This is a genomic window from Xanthomonas sp. D-109, assembly GCF_017746095.1.
GTDB lineage: Bacteria > Pseudomonadota > Gammaproteobacteria > Xanthomonadales > Xanthomonadaceae > Xanthomonas_A > Xanthomonas_A sacchari.
Window position 1 is genome coordinate 523,807 of sequence record NZ_JAGHWV010000001.1, and the last position, 16,192, is coordinate 539,998.

Below are 16,192 nucleotides of genomic sequence, written 5' to 3' on the forward strand. Positions count from 1 at the left end.
GCATGCCGGCGCCACGCCCGGCGCGCGTCCAGCGTGGCGTCGTCGCGCGATGCGCCGTCGCCCCAGCGGGGTGCGCATGCTGAGCGCGGCGGACATGCCGCTGCGCGAGCAGCGTCGCAACCTGCTGATCGAGCTGGTGCTGCTGTTCGCCGTCGGCTACAACTTCGTGCTGGCGGTGATCAACGCCAAGGTGTTCCGGGTCAGCCCGGCGATGACCTACGCGGTGGAACTGGCGGTCTATGCGGCGTGTTTCCTGCTTGGCATGCGCGCGCTGGACCGCAAGCGCATGGCGATGGTGTTCACCGGCATCGCCCTGCTGGCGCTGCTGATGCTGGTGCGCCTGTTCATGGCGTGGACGCTGGATCCGAAGTTCTTCCGCGATGCGCTGATCCCGTTCGCCTTCCTGATGCTCGGCGCGGCGTATACCGGCTCGCTGCCGCGCATGTTCGTGCGCATGGCGCTGCTGGTGTCGCTGGTGGCGGTGTTCGAGCTGGCCCTGCCCAAGGTCTACGGCGACGTGGTCAACCCCAAGAGCTATTTCGTCAACGCGCGCGGCGCCAGCGCGTCCAGCTTCTGGAACCAGGACAGCAATCTGTTCGTCAGCGCCACCAGGCCCGGCGCGCGCAACTTCCTGCCGTCGTCGAACCTGCCACGCGCCTCCTCGGTGTTCATCGAGCCGGTGACGATGGGCAACTTCATCATCTTCTTCACCGCGATCCTGCTGACCTTCTGGCGCTGGATGCGGCCGCTGGCGATCGTCGCCTCGGTGGCGATGATCGGCTTCCTGATCGTGGCCTCGGACGGGCGCCTGGCCGCCGGCACCTGCGTGATGATGGCGCTGCTGAGCCCGTTGCTGCTGCGCACCGACCAGCGCCTGGGCTTTCTGATCTTCTTCCTGGTGATGGGCGGGGCGTGGCTGCTGGTGTGGGCCTCGGGCATCCAGAGCTACGAGGACACCACCCTGGGGCGGGTGTTCTTCACCGTCGATTCGATTCGCAGGATGAGCGCCGATGCGTGGATGGGGCTGGACGTGGACCAGCCGTACCGCTACTTCGACAGCGGCATCGCCTACTTCATCTCCTCGCAGTCGGTGCTGCTGGTGCTGGCGTTCCTGCTGGCGTACTCGTTCGCGATGCTGATGCGCACCATCGAAGGGCAGTTGTTCAAGAACCTGCTGATCTTCGCCTTCTCGCTGAGCCTGCTGGTCTCCAACGGCTACTTCTCGATCAAGACCGCGGCGCTGTGGTGGTTCGTGTGCGGTTGCCTGTGGCAGATGACGCCGCGCCTGCGCGATGCGTCGGCGCTGCCGGCGACAGCGGCAACGCCGGCTCCGGGTCTCCCGGCGGTGCCGGCATGAGCGCGCCCGCCACGGCTGTTTCCGCATCCGTGCCGGCGCAGGCGCGCACCGCGCGGACGCGCGCGCCGCGCGATATGCGCATCGATGCGGCCAAGGCGCTGGCGATCCTGCTGGTGGTGTTCGGGCACGCCAAGGGCATTCCGCACGCCTACGTCATCCTGGCCTACAGCTTCCACGTGCCGATGTTCTTCCTGTTGTCGGGCTGGGTCGGCGAGGCCTTCGGCAACCGCCCGCTGACCCTGGCCACGGTCGGCAAGCTGGCCCGCAGCCTGCTGCTGCCGTACGTGGCGTTCTTCTTCGTCGCCTACGCGTACTGGATGCTGACCCGGCATATCGGCAGCAAGGCGCAGCTGTGGGGCGACCGGCCGTGGTGGGAGCCGCTGCTGGGCCTGGTCAGCGGCATCGGCCCCAAGCTCTACGTGATGCCGGCGCTGTGGTTCCTGCCTGCGCTGTTCGTGACCACGCTGGCGTATCTGGCGCTGCGTCGGACGCTGTCGTTGCCGGTGCTGGCCGGGCTGTCGTTGCCGCTGGCCTGGGGCTGGGCGTGCTGGTTCCCGGGGCAGGACATGCGCCTGCCGTTCTCCCTGGACGTGCTGCCGGTGGCGCTGTGCTTCTTCGCGATCGGTGCGCTCGCGGCCACGCGGGCGCAGTGGTGGCCGGCGCGGCCGGCCGGCAATGCGCTAGCGGCGCTGCTGCTGGGTGCGGCCTGGTTCGCGATCGCCTGGTACAACGGCCGCGTGGACGTGAACATGCTCAAGTTCGGCGATTCCCCGCTGGGCTTCCTGGCCGCCAGCCTGCTCGGCAGCGCCATGGCGCTGTGCATCGCCGGGCTGCTGCAGCACTGGGCCTGGCTGCAGTGGATCGGGCGCAATACCTTGCTGATCCTGTGCACGCACACCTTGTTGTTCTCGGTGATGGCCGGCGTCGCCGCACGTACCGGCCTGGTCCGCGGCGATGCCTGGGGACCGGCCTGGGCGGTGTCGGTGAGCGTGCTGGCGGTGCTGGCCAGCGTGCCGATGCGCGCGGTGCTGGTGCGGAGTGCGCCGTGGATGATCGGCGTGCGTCGCAGCGCGGTCGCGGGAGCGCCGGCATGAAGGTGGTGCATGTGGTGCGCCAGTTCCATCCGTCGGTCGGCGGCATGGAGGAGGTAGTGCTGAATATCGCGCGCCGCCATCTGCAGCAGGGCCGCGACCAGGTCGAAGTGGTGAGCCTGGACCGGGTGTTCACCGATCCGCAACAGCGCCTGGCGTCGCGCGACAGCCACCAGGGCGTGCCGATCGTGCGCTTGCCGTATCGCGGTTCCTCGCGCTACCCGCTGGCGCCGTCGGTGCTGTCGGCAGTGCGCGGCGCGGATCTGCTGCACGTGCACGGCATCGATTTCTTCTACGACTTCCTGGCCCTGACCCGGCCGCTGCACCGTGTGCCGATGATCGTCTCTACTCATGGCGGTTTCTTCCACACCACCTATGCCTCGCGCCTGAAGATGCTCTGGTTCAAGACCCTCACCCGCGCCTCGGCGCTCGCCTATGCGCGGGTGGTGGCGACCAGCGAGAACGATGGCCGGCTGTTCTCGCAGGTGGTCGCGCCGCAGCGGCTACGGGTGATCGAGAACGGGGTGGACGTGGACAAGTTCGCCGGGCAGGGCAGCGCCACGCCGGGGCGCACGCTGATCTACTTCGGGCGCTGGTCGGTCAACAAGGGCCTGCTGGAGACCCTGGACCTGGTGCGCGCGCTGGCCGCGCAGGATCCGGCCTGGCAATTGATCGTGGCCGGGCGCGAGTACGACTTCAGCGTGGCCGACCTGCAGCAGGCGATCGCCGAGCGCGGCTTGCAGCAGCGGGTGCGTCTGCAGGTGGCGCCGACCCAGGCGCAACTGGCGCAGTTGCTCGGCAGCGCGCAGTACTTCGTGTGCCTGTCGCGGCACGAGGGATTCGGTCTGGCCGCAGTGGAAGCGATGAGCGCGGGACTGCTGCCGATCCTCAGCGACATTCCGCCGTTCGCGCGCCTGCAGCGCGAGTCGGGGCAGGGCGTGCTGGTCGATCCGGCCGACTCGCAGGCGGCCGCGGCCACGGTGCACGCCTTCGCTGCCGCCACCGATGCGGACTTCGCCGCGCAGCGCGCCGCGGCGATGGCGTATGCGCATCGCTACGACTGGGACCGCGTGGTCGGTGCCTATCTGGACGAATACCGCCTGGCGCTGGGCGGCGCGGAGGGCGGCCGATGAGCGGCGAGAGCCAGCGCCACGGCGCGGCGCAGCAGGCTGCGCCGGCAGTCACCGTGCTGCTGTCCACCGAGCGCCCGACCGCGACCACCAATCCCTACCTGACCCAGCTCTACGCGGCGCTGCCGCCGCAGGTGCAACTGCGCTTCTTCTCGATGCGCGCGGCGCTGCTGTCGCGCTACGACGTGTTGCATCTGCATTGGCCGGAGTACCTGCTGCGGCATCGCACCGCGCTCGGTACGCTGGCCAAGCAGGCCTGCGTCGCGCTGTTGCTGTTGCGCCTGCGCCTGGCCGGGATACCGCTGGTGCGCACCCTGCACAACGTGGCGCCGCACGAGGACAAGGGCTGGCGCGAACGCTTGCTGCTGCGCTGGATCGACCGCCAGACCGCGCGCTGGATCCGCATCAATGCGACCACGCCCGAACGCACGCCGGCCACCGACACCATCCTGCACGGCCATTACCGCGACTGGTACGCGCCGGTGCCGCAACCGCCGCGGGTGCGCGGGCGCCTGCTGCACTTCGGACTGCTGCGCCCGTACAAGGGAGTGGAGACGTTGATCGCGACGTTCGGCGCATTGCCCGATCCCCAGCTCAGCCTGCGCATCGCCGGCAACCCGATCGATGCGCAGATCCGCGGCGTGGTCGAGCGCGCCTGCGCCGAGGACCCGCGGATCAGTGCACGCCTGCAGTACGTGGAGGACGCGGTGCTGGCGCAGGAGGTCGGGGAGGCCGAACTGGTGGTGCTGCCGTACCGGCAGATGCACAACTCCGGCACCTTGCTGCTGGCGCTGTCGCTGGCGCGCCCGGTGCTGGCGCCTTGGAGCGAGGCCAATGCCGCCATCGTCGACGAAGTCGGCGCGCAGTGGGTGCAGCTGTACCAGGGCGAGCTGGATGCGGCGCAACTGGCGCGGGCCCTGGCGCACGCGCAGCGGTTGCCGGCCGACGCCGTGCCGGACCTGTCGCGGCGCGACTGGAACGGCATCGGCCTGCAGCATTACCGCAGCTATCTGCAGGCGCTGGCCGCGCGCCGTGGGGAGGGCGCATGAGCAGCGCCGAGACCCCGCGGCCGGCAGCGCCGCAACCCGGACTGGGCGCGCGCGCCGCCGGCGGCGCGGCGGTGACCATGACCGGGCAGCTGGCCAAGATGGTGGTGCAGTTCGGCGGCATCATTCTGCTGGCGCGGCTGCTGACGCCCTACGACTACGGCCTGATGGCGATGGTGACGGCGATCGTCGGCATGGCCGAGATCCTGCGCGACTTCGGCCTGTCCTCGGCCGCGATCCAGGCCAAGCACGTCAGCCGCGAGCAGCGCGACAACCTGTTCTGGATCAACAGCGGCATCGGCCTGGCGCTGGCGATCGTGGTGTTCCTGTCCTCGTCGTGGATCGCGCACTTCTACCGCGAGCCGGCCCTGCTCGGCATTTCCCAGGCGCTGGCGGTGACCTTCCTGCTCAACGGCATGACCACGCAGTATCGCGCGCACCTGAGCCGTGCGCTGCGCTTCGGCCAGGTCTCGCTGAGCGACGTCGGTGCGCAGGTGCTGGGCCTGCTGGTCGGCGTCGGTGTGGCCCTGGCCGGCTACGGCTACTGGGCGCTGGTCTGGCAGCAGGTGGTGCAGGCACTGGTCAATTTGCTGATCGCCGGCGCCTGCGCGCGCTGGCTGCCGCGCGGCTACCGGCGCGATGCGCCGATGCGCACCTTCCTGAGCTTCGGCTGGAACCTGATGGCGGCGCAGTTGCTCGGCTATGCCAGCCGCAACGTCGGCCAGGTGATCATCGGCCACCGCATCGGCGCCGAGGCGCTGGGCCTGTACAACCGCGCGTTCCAGCTGCTGATGATGCCGCTGAACCAGATCAACGCGCCGGCCACTTCGGTGGCGCTGCCGGTGCTGTCGCAGTTGCAGGACGACCCGCCACGCTTCGGCAACTTCCTGCTGCGCGGGCAGACGGTGATGGTGCACCTGATCGTGGCGCTGTTTTCCTTCGCCTGTGCGCTGGCGATGCCGCTGATCGTGCTGGTGCTGGGCGAACAGTGGCGCCCGGCGGTACCGCTGTTCCAGGTGCTGACCCTCGGCGGCATCTTCCAGACCGCGTCCTACGCCACGTATTGGGTATTCCTGGCACTGGGCCTGATGCGCCAGCAACTGGTGTACTCGGTGGTCGGGCGGGTCATGCTGATCGCCTGCATCTTCGCCGGCTCGCTGTGGGGCGTGATGGGCGTGACCGTGGGCTACACGCTGGGTCTGCTGGTGATGTGGCCGCTGTCGGTGATCTGGATCGCGCGTATCGCGCCGCAGATTCCGGCCTGGGAGCTGTTCAACAACGCCTTGCGCGCGGTGCTCGGCTACGGCGTCTGTGGCGTCGCCGCCTACCTGGCCGCACAGCAGTGGGGCGGCGCGTCGCTGTGGATGCAGCTCATCGTCGGCGCTGCGGCAATGGCGCTGTCCGGCCTGCTGGTGTTCGCGCTGTGGCCGGCGTTCCGCCGCGATGTGTTGGCCATCCTGCAGATGCGCACGCTGTTGCGCCAGGCACGGGGAGCGCGATGAGCGTCGGCCGGCCGTGTGTTTCCTTTCCTTCATTCCGCACAGGAGCGAGCGCATGAGCGATTCTTCCGCAGCGGCGCTGTCCGCATCGGCACCAGCCGCGGCCACCAGCGGGCGTGCGCCGTGCTATCTGGTGCTGTCGGCGCACGACTACCGCACGCCGCGCCGCGCCAACATCCATTTCATCGCCGATGAACTGGCCAAGCGCGGTACCACGCGGTTCTTTTCCCTGCGCTACAGCCTGCTGTCGCGGCTCAAGGGCGACCTGCGCCTGCCGCTGGACGCCACCGCCAACCAGGTGGTCCGCCACAACGGCGTGGACTGCTACCTGTGGCGCGCGCTGCTGCATCCGTTCAACACCCGGCGGCGCTGGCTGCGGCCGCTGGAAGACCTGATGTTCAAGGTCTACGCGGCGCGCGCGCCGGCCACGCTGATCCGCTGGATGCGCGAGGCCGACGTGATCGTGTTCGAGAGCGGCATCGCGGTGGGCTTCATCGCGCTGGCGGCACGGATCAACCCGACCGCGCGCAAGGTGTATCGCGCCTCCGACGGCTTGAGCACGATCAACGTCGCCGACTACATCGAGCGCGAGTTCGACCGCGTGGCGCCGAGCCTGGACGTGATCGCGCTGGTGTCGCCGGCGATGGCCGAGGAGGTCGCCAGCCGCCACAACGTGTACCACGTCGGCCATGGCGTGGACCACGACCTGCACACGCTCGGCGACCCGTCGCCGTACGGCGAGGGCATCCATGCGGTGGCGGTGGGTTCGATGCTGTTCGATCCCGAGTTCTTCGTCGCCGCCAGCCGCGCCTTTCCGCAGGTCACCTTCCACGTGATCGGCTCGGGCATGGGGCGTGCGCCGGGCTATGGCGACAACGTGGTGGTATACGGCGAGATGAAGCACGCCGAGACCATCCGCTACATCAAGCACGCGCGCTTCGGCATCGCCCCGTACGCCTCGGAACAGGTGCCGGCGTATCTGGCCGACAGTTCGATGAAGCTGCTGCAGTACGACTTCTTCGGCCTGCCGGCGGTGTGTCCCAATGCCGTGGTCGGCCGCTATCCGTCGCGCTTCGGCTACACCCCGGGCGACGAGGCATCGATCGTCGCCGCGATCGGGCAGGCGCTGCAGGCGCCGCACGTGCGCCATCGCCAGTGCCTGAGCTGGTCCGACACCACCGATCGGGTGCTGGACCCGGCCGCCTACCCGGAGACACGCCTGTTCGCCGACCGCACCGCCTGAACACACGTCGCCGGCGTGTCTGCCTTACACCCCGCGCAACCAAGGAGGACCGATGTCCGCATTGCAAAAATGGATCGATTACCAAGAGCGCCGGGCGCTGTTCTGGTGGAAGCCGAAGAACGGCGAGATCAACGTCGGCGATCATCTTTCCAAGATCATCGTCTCCAACGTGCTCGGCCAGCGTGACCGCACCCTGCTGGACAAGCGCGACAAGCGCACGCGGCTGATCGCGATCGGCTCGGTGCTGCATTTCGCCCGCGACGGCGACACCGTGTGGGGCAGCGGCGTCAACGGCAAGATCCCCGCCGACCGCCACACCTTCCGCCAGCTCGACGTGCGCGCCGTGCGCGGGCCCAAGACCCGCGCCTTCCTGCGCGAGCGCGGCCTGCAGGTGCCGGAGGTGTACGGCGATCCGGGCCTGCTGATGCCGTTGTTCTTCCCGCGCGAGGCGCTGGCGCCGCCGCCGGCACGGCGGTCGGTCATGGTGGTGCCGCATTTCAACGAATCCCTGGACAAGTATGCGCAGTACAAGGAACACCTGGTGCTGCCGAACCGCCAGCCGGCCGCGTTCGTGCGGCAACTGCTCGGCGCCGAACTGGTCGTGTCCAGTTCCTTGCATGGGCTGATCCTCGCCGAAGCCTATGGCGTGCCGTCGGTGTACCTGGACTGGGGCAATGGCGAGGACCGCTTCAAGTACGACGACTACTACGCCGGCACCGGCCGCAGCCGCTGGCATGCCGGGCAGACGGTGGAGGAATGCATCGCGCTGGGCGGCAATACCGTATTCGACCTGGCCGCGGTGCAGCGCGGCCTGCTGGAGAGCTTTCCGCATGATCTCTGGTGAGCGCGCGGCGGGCGAGGTGCTGGCACTGGGCGGCTATCCGATCCTGCGCAGCACCGAAGCCGATTTCGTCGCCAGCTTGCTGCAGGCGCTGGCGCGTGGCGAGCGCCGCCAGGTGTTCTTCGCCAACACCAACTTCGTGGTGCAGTGCCAGGCCCTGCGTGCGCAACTGGCCGCGCCGGACGTGTGCATCGTCAACGACGGCATCGGCATGGACCTGGGCGCGCTGCTGGTGCACGGCCGTCGCTTCGCCGGCAACCTCAACGGCACCGACCTGATTCCGGCGCTGTGCCGGCAGAGCCCGCGGCCGCTGCGCTTCTTCCTGCTCGGCGGCCGTCCCGGCGTGGCCGACACCGCGGCGCAGACCTTGCGGCAGACGCTGGGGCAGGAGGTGAGCGGCACCTGCGACGGCTATGCCGAGTTCGCCGCCGCCGGCGCCGGCCTGGCCGCGCGCATCAACGCCAGCGGCGCCGACGTGCTGCTGGTGGCGTTCGGCAATCCGCTGCAGGAGCGCTGGCTGCTGCAGCACGCGGCGCAACTGCAGGTGCCGCTGGCGTTCGGCGTGGGCGCGCTGCTGGACTTCCTGTCCGGCACCGCGCGCCGCGCGCCGGCCTGGGTGCGCCGGCTGCGCATGGAATGGATCTATCGCCTGCTGCGCGAGCCGCGGCGCCTGCTCAAGCGCTACAGCTGGGATCTGCTGGTGTTCTTCGCCCTGTGCCTGCGCCACGGCCGGCACCTGGGCGCCACGCCGCCTGTCCGGGACTCGCTGCGGCCCTCGTGACGCCGACCGGCTGTCGCCGACAAAAGGGCGCTGCCTGACATTCGCGCGGCCATGCCGGGGATTAGACTGGACGCATGTCCAGCGCCGCCGCCTTCCGAATCGCCGCCCTGGTGCGCGACCTGTCGCTGCTGCCACACCCGGAGGGCGGACGCTATGCGCGCGTGCATACCTCGGCCTTGACGGTGCAGCACGCGCAGACGCTGCGCCCGGCCTGTACCGCGATCCGCTTCCTGCTGGAGCGCGGCGAGGTCAGCAACTGGCACCGCATCGATGCCGACGAGACCTGGCAATGGGAAGAAGGCGGGCCGCTGGAACTGTTCGGCTTCGACCCGAACCACGGCCTGCAGCGCTACCGCCTGGACGCCAGCGAGCGCGGCGGCATGCCCTCGGTGGTGATCGCGGCCGGCACCTGGCAGGCGGCGCGGCCGCTGGCCGACTATTGCCTGGTGCGCTGCGTGGTGGCGCCGGGCTTCCTGTGGGAGCGCTTCGAACTGCTGGCCGCGGCCGATCCGCTGGCGGCGCACCTGCCGAAGCTGGCGGACTGATGCCGGGACCGGGCGCGGCGCGCGCGGCGACCGCGCCGGGAACCGTCGCGCGCCGGCGCGGCCCGGTGGTGTGCCTGGTCGCGGCCTTGCTGGCGGCGGCTGTGCCCATCGTGCAGGCGCAGACCGCGCTGCCGGTCGCGCCAGCGAACCCACCGGTGGTCGACCTGGAAGCGGTGCTGGTGAGCGGGCGCCAGCCCGGCCCGGGCCTGTGGCAGGTCCGCCGCGGCGATCATGTGTTGTGGATCCTCGGCACGGTGTCGCCGCTGCCCAAGCGCATGCAGTGGGAATCGGGCGAAGTGGAGCGGGTGATCGCGCAGTCGCAGGAAGTGATCGCAGCGCCGAGCGTCACCCTGGACTCGGGCCTGGGCATGTTCCGCTCCCTGTTGCTGTTGCCGTCCCTGCTCAAGGCGCGGCGCAATCCCGACGACCGCACCCTGCAGCAGGTGCTGCCGCCGGAGTTGTATGCACGCTGGCTGCCGCTGAAGGCACGTTACCTGGGCCGCGATGCCAGCGTGGAACGCTGGCGGCCGGTGTTCGCGGCGCAGGAACTGTACGAAGCGGCGATGCGCACCTCCGGCCTGAGCCTGGGCAGCGTGGTGCAGCCGCTGATCGAGCGTTCGGCCAAGCGCGCCAGGGTGCCGATCGTGCCGGTGGTGGTGGAGGTCAAGGTCCCCGACGCCAAGCGCGCGCTGCAGGAATTCCGGGCGACCTCACTCAACGACAGTGCCTGTTTCGCACGCACGCTGCAGGTCATCGATCGCGACCTGGAGACGATGCGCCAGCGCGCCAACGCCTGGTCCGAAGGCGATCTGGACACGCTGGCCACGCTGCCGGCCAACGACCAGTACCGGATCTGTCTGGACGCGGTCGGCGAAGCGGCGATCGCGCGCAAGCTGGGCCTGGGCGATGTGCGCCAGCGGGCGATGGCGGCCTGGCTGCGGGAAGCCGAACGGGCGCTGGCGCAGAACCGCTCCAGTTTCGCGGCGTTGCCGATGCAGACCCTGCAGGAGTCGGGTGGACCGTTGGATCGGCTACGTGCCAGCGGCGCCGAAGTGATCGCGCCCTAGCGCGTACACGAGACGTGTCGGTCCATGGGACGCGCCGACTTGGGGTGGGGGTGCAGCGTTGCGCGCGCAGGCGCAAGCAAGCGGAGACGGCATGCGCTGACGCCGTGCCGTCTCCGGTGACTTCGGCGGTCAGCCCGCCGCGGTGCGCGGTGCGCTGGCGCTGGTGGCCAGTTGCGGCCAGCGCTTCAGCACCGCGGCGCGGATGCCGGCGGCGTCGATGCCGGCCTCGGCCAGCAGTTGCTCGCGGCTGGCGTGGTGCTGGAACGCGTCGGGCAGGCCAAGGTGCAGCACCGGGCGCAGCACGCCTTCGGCGCTGAACAGTTCGGCCACGCCGGAGCCGGCACCGCCGGCCACCACGTTGTCCTCGATGGTCACGAAGCCTTCGTGGCTCTGCGCCAGTTCCAGCAGCAGGGTGCGGTCCAGCGGCTTGACGAAGCGCATGTTGACCACGCTCAGGCCGAGCTCGCGGCCGACCTGTTCGGCGGCCGCCAGGGTCGCGCCGAACGCCAGCAGCGCCACGCTGTGGCCCTGCGCGCGCAACTGGGCCTTGCCGATCGGCAGGGTGTCCAGCGTGCTTCCCGGCGCGATCCCGGGGCCGGTACCGCGCGGGTAGCGCACCGCGGCCGGACCGGGATGGCGCAGGCCGGTGCTGAGCAGTTGCCGGCATTCGGCTTCGTCGGCCGGCGCCATCACCACCAGGTGCGGCACGCAGCGCAGGAAACTCAGGTCCAGGTTGCCGGCATGGGTGGCGCCGTCCGGGCCGACCACGCCGCCGCGGTCGATCGCGAACAGCACGTCGAGCTGCTGCACCGCCACGTCGTGCACCAGCTGGTCGTAGCCGCGCTGCAGGAAGGTGGAATAGATCGCCACGACGGGCTTGGCGCCGTGCACGGCCATGCCCGCGGCCAGGGTCACCGCATGCTGCTCGGCGATGGCCACGTCGAAGTAGCGCTGCGGGTACTCCTTGCTGAAGCGCACCAGGCCCGAACCTTCGCGCATCGCCGGGGTGATCGCCAGCAGCGCCGGCTCGGCCGCGGCCATGTCGCAGATCCAGTCGCCGAACACGTCGGTGTAGGTCGGCGCCTTGGCGCCCGGCTTGGCCACCAGGCCCTTGCTCGGGTCGAACGGGCCGACCGCGTGGTAGCCGATCTGGTCGCCCTCGGCCAGTTCGTAGCCCTTGCCCTTGGTGGTGATGACGTGCAGCAGCTGCGGACCCTTCAGGGTCTTGAGCGTCTTCAACGCGCCGAGCAGCGCCGGCAGGTCGTGGCCGTCGATCGGGCCGGTGTAGTGGAAGCCCATTTCCTCGAACAGCGTGGACGGCACGAACATGCCCTTCCAGTGCTCTTCCCAGCGCCGCACGAAGCGCGCGGTAGGGTTGCTCTTCTTGTCGCCGAGGATCTTCTTGCCGCCCTCGCGGATGGCGTTGAGGGTCTTGCTGCCGCTCATGCGGCCCAGCATCTTGGTGACACCGCCGACCGCCTCGGAGATCGACATGCGGTTGTCGTTGAGGATCACCAGCAGGTTCGGTTCCGGGTCCATGCCGCCGGCGTGGTTCAGCGCTTCGTAGGCCATGCCCGCGGTCATCGCGCCGTCGCCGATCACCGCCACCACCTTGCGCTCGTCGCCCATGCGCTGCAGCGCCACCGCCATGCCCAGCGCGGCCGAGATCGAGGTGGAGGAGTGGCCGACGCCGAAGGTGTCGTACTCGCTTTCCTCGCGCTTGGGGAACGGCGCCACGCCATCGGCCTGCTTGACCGTGTGAATGCGGTCGCGGCGCCCGGTGAGGATCTTGTGCGGATAGGTCTGGTGGCCGACGTCCCACACCAGTTGGTCGACCGGCGTGTCGTACAGGTAGTGCAGGGCGACGGTGAGCTCGATCACGCCCAGCCCGGCACCGAAATGGCCGCCGCTCTTGCCGACGCACTCGATCAGAAAGGCGCGCAGTTCCTCGGCGATGGCCGGCAGCTCCGATTCATCGAAGCGACGCAGTTCTTCGGGGACCTGGATGCGCGAGAGGCGCGGATAGCGGGTGGGGTCGATCATCGGAATGGAGGTTCAGCGGACCTGTCATTTTCCTCTCCATTCCGGGCACACGCAATCAACCCGTTCAGTCGCGGGCGCGCGGATGGCCTGTTTTGGCCGGGGTGCGGCAATCCGTCGCAGCGGGCGTGACGGCGACGTGACGCTGCGTGGCTAGAGCGAAAGCTTCGAGCGCTTCGGCAACTGCGCCTTCAGGAACGACATCTGGTCGGCCAGGATGTTGCGATTGGACAGGATCAGGTGCTCGATCCAGCTCGGCCGGTATGGCACCGCCAGCAATGGCATCGATGCCTGCTGCGGGGTGCGATTGCCCTTGCGCGAATTGCAGTGGAAGCACGCGGTGACCACGTTCTCCCAGATGTCGCGGCCGCCCTTGGACACCGGCAGCACGTGGTCGCGGGTCAGGTGCGGGCGGCTGAACTGCTGGCCGCAGTACAGGCACAACTGCGCGTCGCGGGCGAACAGCGCGGTATTGGTCAGGGTGGGCGTGGGGTCGAGCGCACGCGCATGCGCGTGGCCGCGCGCGGCGATGATCGGATGCAGCTCCAGCACGCTGCGCTCGCCGCTGGCGCGGCTGATGCCGCCATGGATGTGCAGGCAAGGTTCGCCCAGGGTCCAGGCGACTGCGCCACGCGCATACAGGCAGGCGGCGTCCTGCCAGTTGATCCAGTCGAGCACGCGGCCATGCGCGTCCAGCGACAGCAGCCGGACCGAAGGCAGGTGGGAAGGGGACGCCGCAGGCGACGGGACCGCGGCCGAGGCGCCGCAGGCCCCGGTATCGATCAGACCAAGCGTTGTTGTGTCTGTCTCCATCGGGAAGACAGCTTATACCCGATTGGTGACGGTTTGTGTATCGGCCGTGGCGGGCATTGCAGCCCCGGCACGGCGTGCGTGCCGGGGCTGCGTTCGGACCTGGATGTGCGACTCAGAATTGCGCGTCGGCCAGCGCCATCAGCGGCTCGGCGCCGCTGTCGATGGCCGCGGCGTGGGTCAGCGTGCGCGGCAGCAGGCGCGCGTAGTAGAAGCGCGCGGTCTCGCGCTTGGACTGCTTGAACGCCTCGCCATGGGTCGAGGCCTCGGCCGCGGCGACGCTGCGCGCCCACCAGTAGGCCAGCACCACGTAGCCGGAATAGAACACGTAGTCGTAGCTGGCCGCGCCCAGTTCCTCGGGATTGCCGGCGGCGCGCTGAAGGATGCGCTTGGTCAGCGCCGCCCATTCGGCGGCCTTCTCGCGCAGCGGGGCGACGAACTCGGCCACCGCCGGGTTGTCGGCGTGTTCGGTCAGGAAGGCCTCGATCTGCGCCAGGAACAGCTTCAGCCCGGCGCCCTGGCTGGACGCGGTCTTGCGTCCGATCAGGTCCAGCGCCTGGATGCCGGTGGTGCCTTCGTACAGGGTGGTGATACGCGCATCGCGGGCCAGTTGCTCCATGCCGTGTTCGTGGATGTAGCCGTGGCCGCCGAAGCACTGCAGCGCGTGGTAGGTGTTCTCCACCGCCCACTCGGTCTGGCAGGCCTTGGAGATCGGGGTGAGGAAGCTGACCAGCACGTCGGCCTGCTCGCGCTCGGCCGGATCCTGCGCGCTGTGCGCGATGTCGATCAGGGTAGCGGCGTGCAGCGCCAGCAGGCGGCTGCCTTCGGTCAGCGCCTTCACCGTCAGCAGCATGCGGCGCACGTCCGGGTGCACCAGGATCGGGTCGGCGGGCTTCTCCGGCAGCTTGGCGCCACTGAGCGAACGCGACTGCAGGCGCTCGCGGGCGTAGCGCAGCGCGTTCTGGTAGGCGCGCTCGGACAGGCCGATGCCCTGCAGGCCGACGCCGAGGCGCGCGGTGTTCATCATGGTGAACATGGCCTGCAGGCCCTTGTGCGGCTGCCCGACCAGGTAACCCTGGGCGCCGTCGAAGTTCATCACGCAGGTGGACGAGCCGTGGATGCCCATCTTGTGCTCCAGCGAGCCGCAGCGCAGCGCGTTGCGCTCGCCGACGCTGCCGTCGCGGGCGACCTTGAACTTCGGCACCACCAGCAGCGAGATGCCCTTGGCGCCGGCCGGTGCGTCCGGCAGCCGTGCCAGCACCAGGTGCACGATGTTGTCGGTGAAGTCGTGCTCGCCGGCGGTGATGAAGATCTTGGTGCCGCTGACCGACCAGCTGCCATCGGCGTTGGGTTCGGCGCGGGTCTTGAGCAGGCCCAGGTCGGTGCCGCAGTGCGGCTCGGTCAGGCACATGGTGCCGGTCCAGCGGCCGTCCACCAGCGGCTTCAGGAACACCTCCTGCTGCCAGGCCTCGCCGTGCTGCTTGAGCGCCTCCACAGCGCCGTGCGACAGCAGCGGGAAGTTGCCCCACGCCAGGTTGGCGGCGTTGACCATCTCGTTGAGCGGCACGCCCAGGGTGTGCGGCAGGCCCTGGCCGCCGAACTCGGCGGCGGCGGTCAGCCCAGTCCAGCCGCCCTCGGCGAACTGCTGGTAGGCCTCGCGGAAGCCGGGGGCGGTGGTGACCGCGCCGGTGGCCTTGTCCAGGGTGCAGCCGTGCTCGTCGCCGACCCGGTTCAGCGGCGCCAGCACGGTGCCGGTGAAGCGCGCCGCTTCCTCCAGCACCGCGTCGATCAGTTCGGCATTGGCGTCGGCATGGCCGAGGCGGGCGAACAGCGCCTCCACCTGCAGCACGTCGTGCAGCGCGAAGCGGAGATCGGTCAACGGGGCTTGATAGGTGCTCATGCGATCGCTCGTGGCTAGGGCCGCGGCGCGGCCGAGGGCGTCAGGATACTATGGCGTATGGAGTATGCGCAGCCGCGGCTGCGCGGCGCCGTTCAGTCGAGCAGGCGGTGGCGCACGGCGTAGCGCACCAGTTCGGCGGTATTGCGCATGCCCAGCTTGTTGAGCACGCGGAAGCGGTGGTTCTCGGCGGTCTTGACGCTGATCTGCAGCACCCGCGCGATTTCCTTGGTGGTGCGGCCTTCCACGATCAGGTGGAACACCTCGCGCTCGCGCGCGGTCAGGCTGCGGTAGGGATCGGGTGGCAGCGCCTGCGGCTGCTGCATCTGCGTCACCAGCGCCTGCGCCGCCTGCGGCGAGAAGTGGCCGCGGCCGGCGTGCAGGTTGCGCACCGCTGCGATCAGGTCGGCGCTGGCGCTGTCCTTGAGCAGGTAGCCGGAGGCGCCGGCGCGCACCGCGTGCAGCACGTACTCGTGTTCCTCGTGCATGGTCAGCACCAGGATCCGCGCCAGCGGCACGATTTCGCCCAGCCGTCGCACCACGTCGATGCCGTTGAGCCGCGGCATGGAGATGTCCACGATCGCCACGTCCGGGCGGGTCGCCTCGGCCTTGGCCAGCGCCTCGATGCCGTCGGCGGCCTGCGCCACCACCTGGATGCCGGCCACGGCGTCGAGCACGGCGACCAGGCTTTCGCGCACCAGGGTGTGGTCGTCGGCGATGAGGACACGGATCGGGGTGTTCATGCCGGTGCGCGTCCGTGGTGGTTGCCGGGGCGGGCGGCAGCCCGTTGCGGCGCTGCCGATCGCATTGCCTGCATGGCCGTGCGGTTGCCGGCATGGGGCAGG

Annotated in this window: 14 protein-coding genes; 10 read left to right on the forward strand and 4 right to left on the reverse strand. The window is 69.7% G+C overall.

Annotation, left to right across the window (positions count from 1 at the left end):
* Positions 1-76: 76 nt before the first annotated feature.
* The 10 genes from J7357_RS02190 (at position 77) to J7357_RS02235 (ending at position 10,600) form a co-directional block, all read left to right on the forward strand.
* Positions 77-1,357 (forward strand): polysaccharide biosynthesis protein GumE, encoded by a 1,281-nt coding sequence (locus J7357_RS02190; protein WP_209244889.1) that lies wholly within the window; start codon positions 77-79, stop codon positions 1,355-1,357.
* Positions 1,354-2,451, forward strand: coding sequence for an acyltransferase family protein (locus J7357_RS02195; protein ID WP_209244531.1), 1,098 nt, complete (start codon positions 1,354-1,356; stop codon positions 2,449-2,451). The genes J7357_RS02190 and J7357_RS02195 overlap by 4 nt, the downstream gene beginning before the upstream one ends.
* Positions 2,448-3,581, forward strand: a complete 1,134-nt coding sequence (locus J7357_RS02200) for a glycosyltransferase family 4 protein (RefSeq protein WP_209244533.1) — start codon at positions 2,448-2,450, stop codon at positions 3,579-3,581. Before J7357_RS02195 ends, J7357_RS02200 begins: the two co-directional genes overlap by 4 nt.
* A complete protein-coding gene (locus J7357_RS02205; RefSeq protein ID WP_209244535.1) occupies positions 3,578-4,627 on the forward strand; it encodes a GDP-mannose--glycolipid 4-beta-D-mannosyltransferase in 1,050 nt (349 codons plus the stop codon). Before J7357_RS02200 ends, J7357_RS02205 begins: the two co-directional genes overlap by 4 nt.
* The gene (locus tag J7357_RS02210) at positions 4,624-6,126 is read left to right on the forward strand and encodes a lipopolysaccharide biosynthesis protein (protein WP_209244537.1); all 1,503 of its coding nucleotides are present in this window, start codon (positions 4,624-4,626) and stop codon (positions 6,124-6,126) included. The genes J7357_RS02205 and J7357_RS02210 overlap by 4 nt, the downstream gene beginning before the upstream one ends.
* Before the next feature lie 52 nt (positions 6,127-6,178).
* Entirely contained in the window at positions 6,179-7,366 is a 1,188-nt protein-coding gene (locus J7357_RS02215; RefSeq protein WP_209244540.1) for a glycosyltransferase, read from the forward strand.
* Positions 7,367-7,418: 52 nt separating this feature from the next.
* Entirely contained in the window at positions 7,419-8,210 is a 792-nt protein-coding gene (locus tag J7357_RS02220; RefSeq protein WP_209031168.1) for a polysaccharide pyruvyl transferase family protein, read from the forward strand.
* The gene (locus tag J7357_RS02225) at positions 8,197-8,988 is read left to right on the forward strand and encodes a WecB/TagA/CpsF family glycosyltransferase (protein ID WP_209244542.1); all 792 of its coding nucleotides are present in this window, start codon (positions 8,197-8,199) and stop codon (positions 8,986-8,988) included. Before J7357_RS02220 ends, J7357_RS02225 begins: the two co-directional genes overlap by 14 nt.
* Positions 8,989-9,062: 74 nt before the next feature.
* Positions 9,063-9,533 (forward strand): cupin domain-containing protein, encoded by a 471-nt coding sequence (locus J7357_RS02230; protein ID WP_209244544.1) that lies wholly within the window; start codon positions 9,063-9,065, stop codon positions 9,531-9,533.
* Entirely contained in the window at positions 9,533-10,600 is a 1,068-nt protein-coding gene (locus J7357_RS02235; protein WP_209244546.1) for a TraB/GumN family protein, read from the forward strand. The genes J7357_RS02230 and J7357_RS02235 overlap by 1 nt, the downstream gene beginning before the upstream one ends.
* 129 nt (positions 10,601-10,729) lie before the next feature.
* Here the strand turns inward: J7357_RS02235 and dxs are convergent, their stop codons facing one another.
* The 4 genes from dxs to J7357_RS02255 form a co-directional block, all read right to left on the reverse strand.
* Complete coding sequence (gene dxs, locus J7357_RS02240) at positions 10,730-12,643, reverse strand: 1-deoxy-D-xylulose-5-phosphate synthase (RefSeq protein ID WP_209244548.1); 1,914 nt, start codon at positions 12,641-12,643, stop codon at positions 10,730-10,732.
* Between the two features lie 150 nt (positions 12,644-12,793).
* A complete protein-coding gene (locus J7357_RS02245; RefSeq protein ID WP_209244550.1) occupies positions 12,794-13,453 on the reverse strand; it encodes an HNH endonuclease in 660 nt (219 codons plus the stop codon).
* A gap of 112 nt (positions 13,454-13,565) precedes the next feature.
* Positions 13,566-15,350: an acyl-CoA dehydrogenase C-terminal domain-containing protein gene (locus tag J7357_RS02250; RefSeq protein ID WP_209244552.1), complete on the reverse strand. Its 1,785-nt coding sequence runs from the start codon at positions 15,348-15,350 to the stop codon at positions 13,566-13,568.
* A 92-nt stretch (positions 15,351-15,442) separates the two neighbouring features.
* Positions 15,443-16,090 (reverse strand): response regulator transcription factor, encoded by a 648-nt coding sequence (locus J7357_RS02255; RefSeq protein ID WP_209244554.1) that lies wholly within the window; start codon positions 16,088-16,090, stop codon positions 15,443-15,445.
* Positions 16,091-16,192 lie beyond the last annotated feature (102 nt).

Coding starts and splice junctions, on each gene's coding strand:
- J7357_RS02190 (WP_209244889.1), top strand. CDS start 77: ATGCTGAGCGCGGCGGACATGCCGCTGCGCGAGCAGCGTCGCAACCTG.
- J7357_RS02195 (WP_209244531.1), top strand. CDS start 1,354: ATGAGCGCGCCCGCCACGGCTGTTTCCGCATCCGTGCCGGCGCAGGCG.
- J7357_RS02200 (WP_209244533.1), top strand. CDS start 2,448: ATGAAGGTGGTGCATGTGGTGCGCCAGTTCCATCCGTCGGTCGGCGGC.
- J7357_RS02205 (WP_209244535.1), top strand. CDS start 3,578: ATGAGCGGCGAGAGCCAGCGCCACGGCGCGGCGCAGCAGGCTGCGCCG.
- J7357_RS02210 (WP_209244537.1), top strand. CDS start 4,624: ATGAGCAGCGCCGAGACCCCGCGGCCGGCAGCGCCGCAACCCGGACTG.
- J7357_RS02215 (WP_209244540.1), top strand. CDS start 6,179: ATGAGCGATTCTTCCGCAGCGGCGCTGTCCGCATCGGCACCAGCCGCG.
- J7357_RS02220 (WP_209031168.1), top strand. CDS start 7,419: ATGTCCGCATTGCAAAAATGGATCGATTACCAAGAGCGCCGGGCGCTG.
- J7357_RS02225 (WP_209244542.1), top strand. CDS start 8,197: ATGATCTCTGGTGAGCGCGCGGCGGGCGAGGTGCTGGCACTGGGCGGC.
- J7357_RS02230 (WP_209244544.1), top strand. CDS start 9,063: ATGTCCAGCGCCGCCGCCTTCCGAATCGCCGCCCTGGTGCGCGACCTG.
- J7357_RS02235 (WP_209244546.1), top strand. CDS start 9,533: ATGCCGGGACCGGGCGCGGCGCGCGCGGCGACCGCGCCGGGAACCGTC.
- dxs (WP_209244548.1), bottom strand. CDS start 12,643: ATGATCGACCCCACCCGCTATCCGCGCCTCTCGCGCATCCAGGTCCCC.
- J7357_RS02245 (WP_209244550.1), bottom strand. CDS start 13,453: ATGGAGACAGACACAACAACGCTTGGTCTGATCGATACCGGGGCCTGC.
- J7357_RS02250 (WP_209244552.1), bottom strand. CDS start 15,350: ATGAGCACCTATCAAGCCCCGTTGACCGATCTCCGCTTCGCGCTGCAC.
- J7357_RS02255 (WP_209244554.1), bottom strand. CDS start 16,090: ATGAACACCCCGATCCGTGTCCTCATCGCCGACGACCACACCCTGGTG.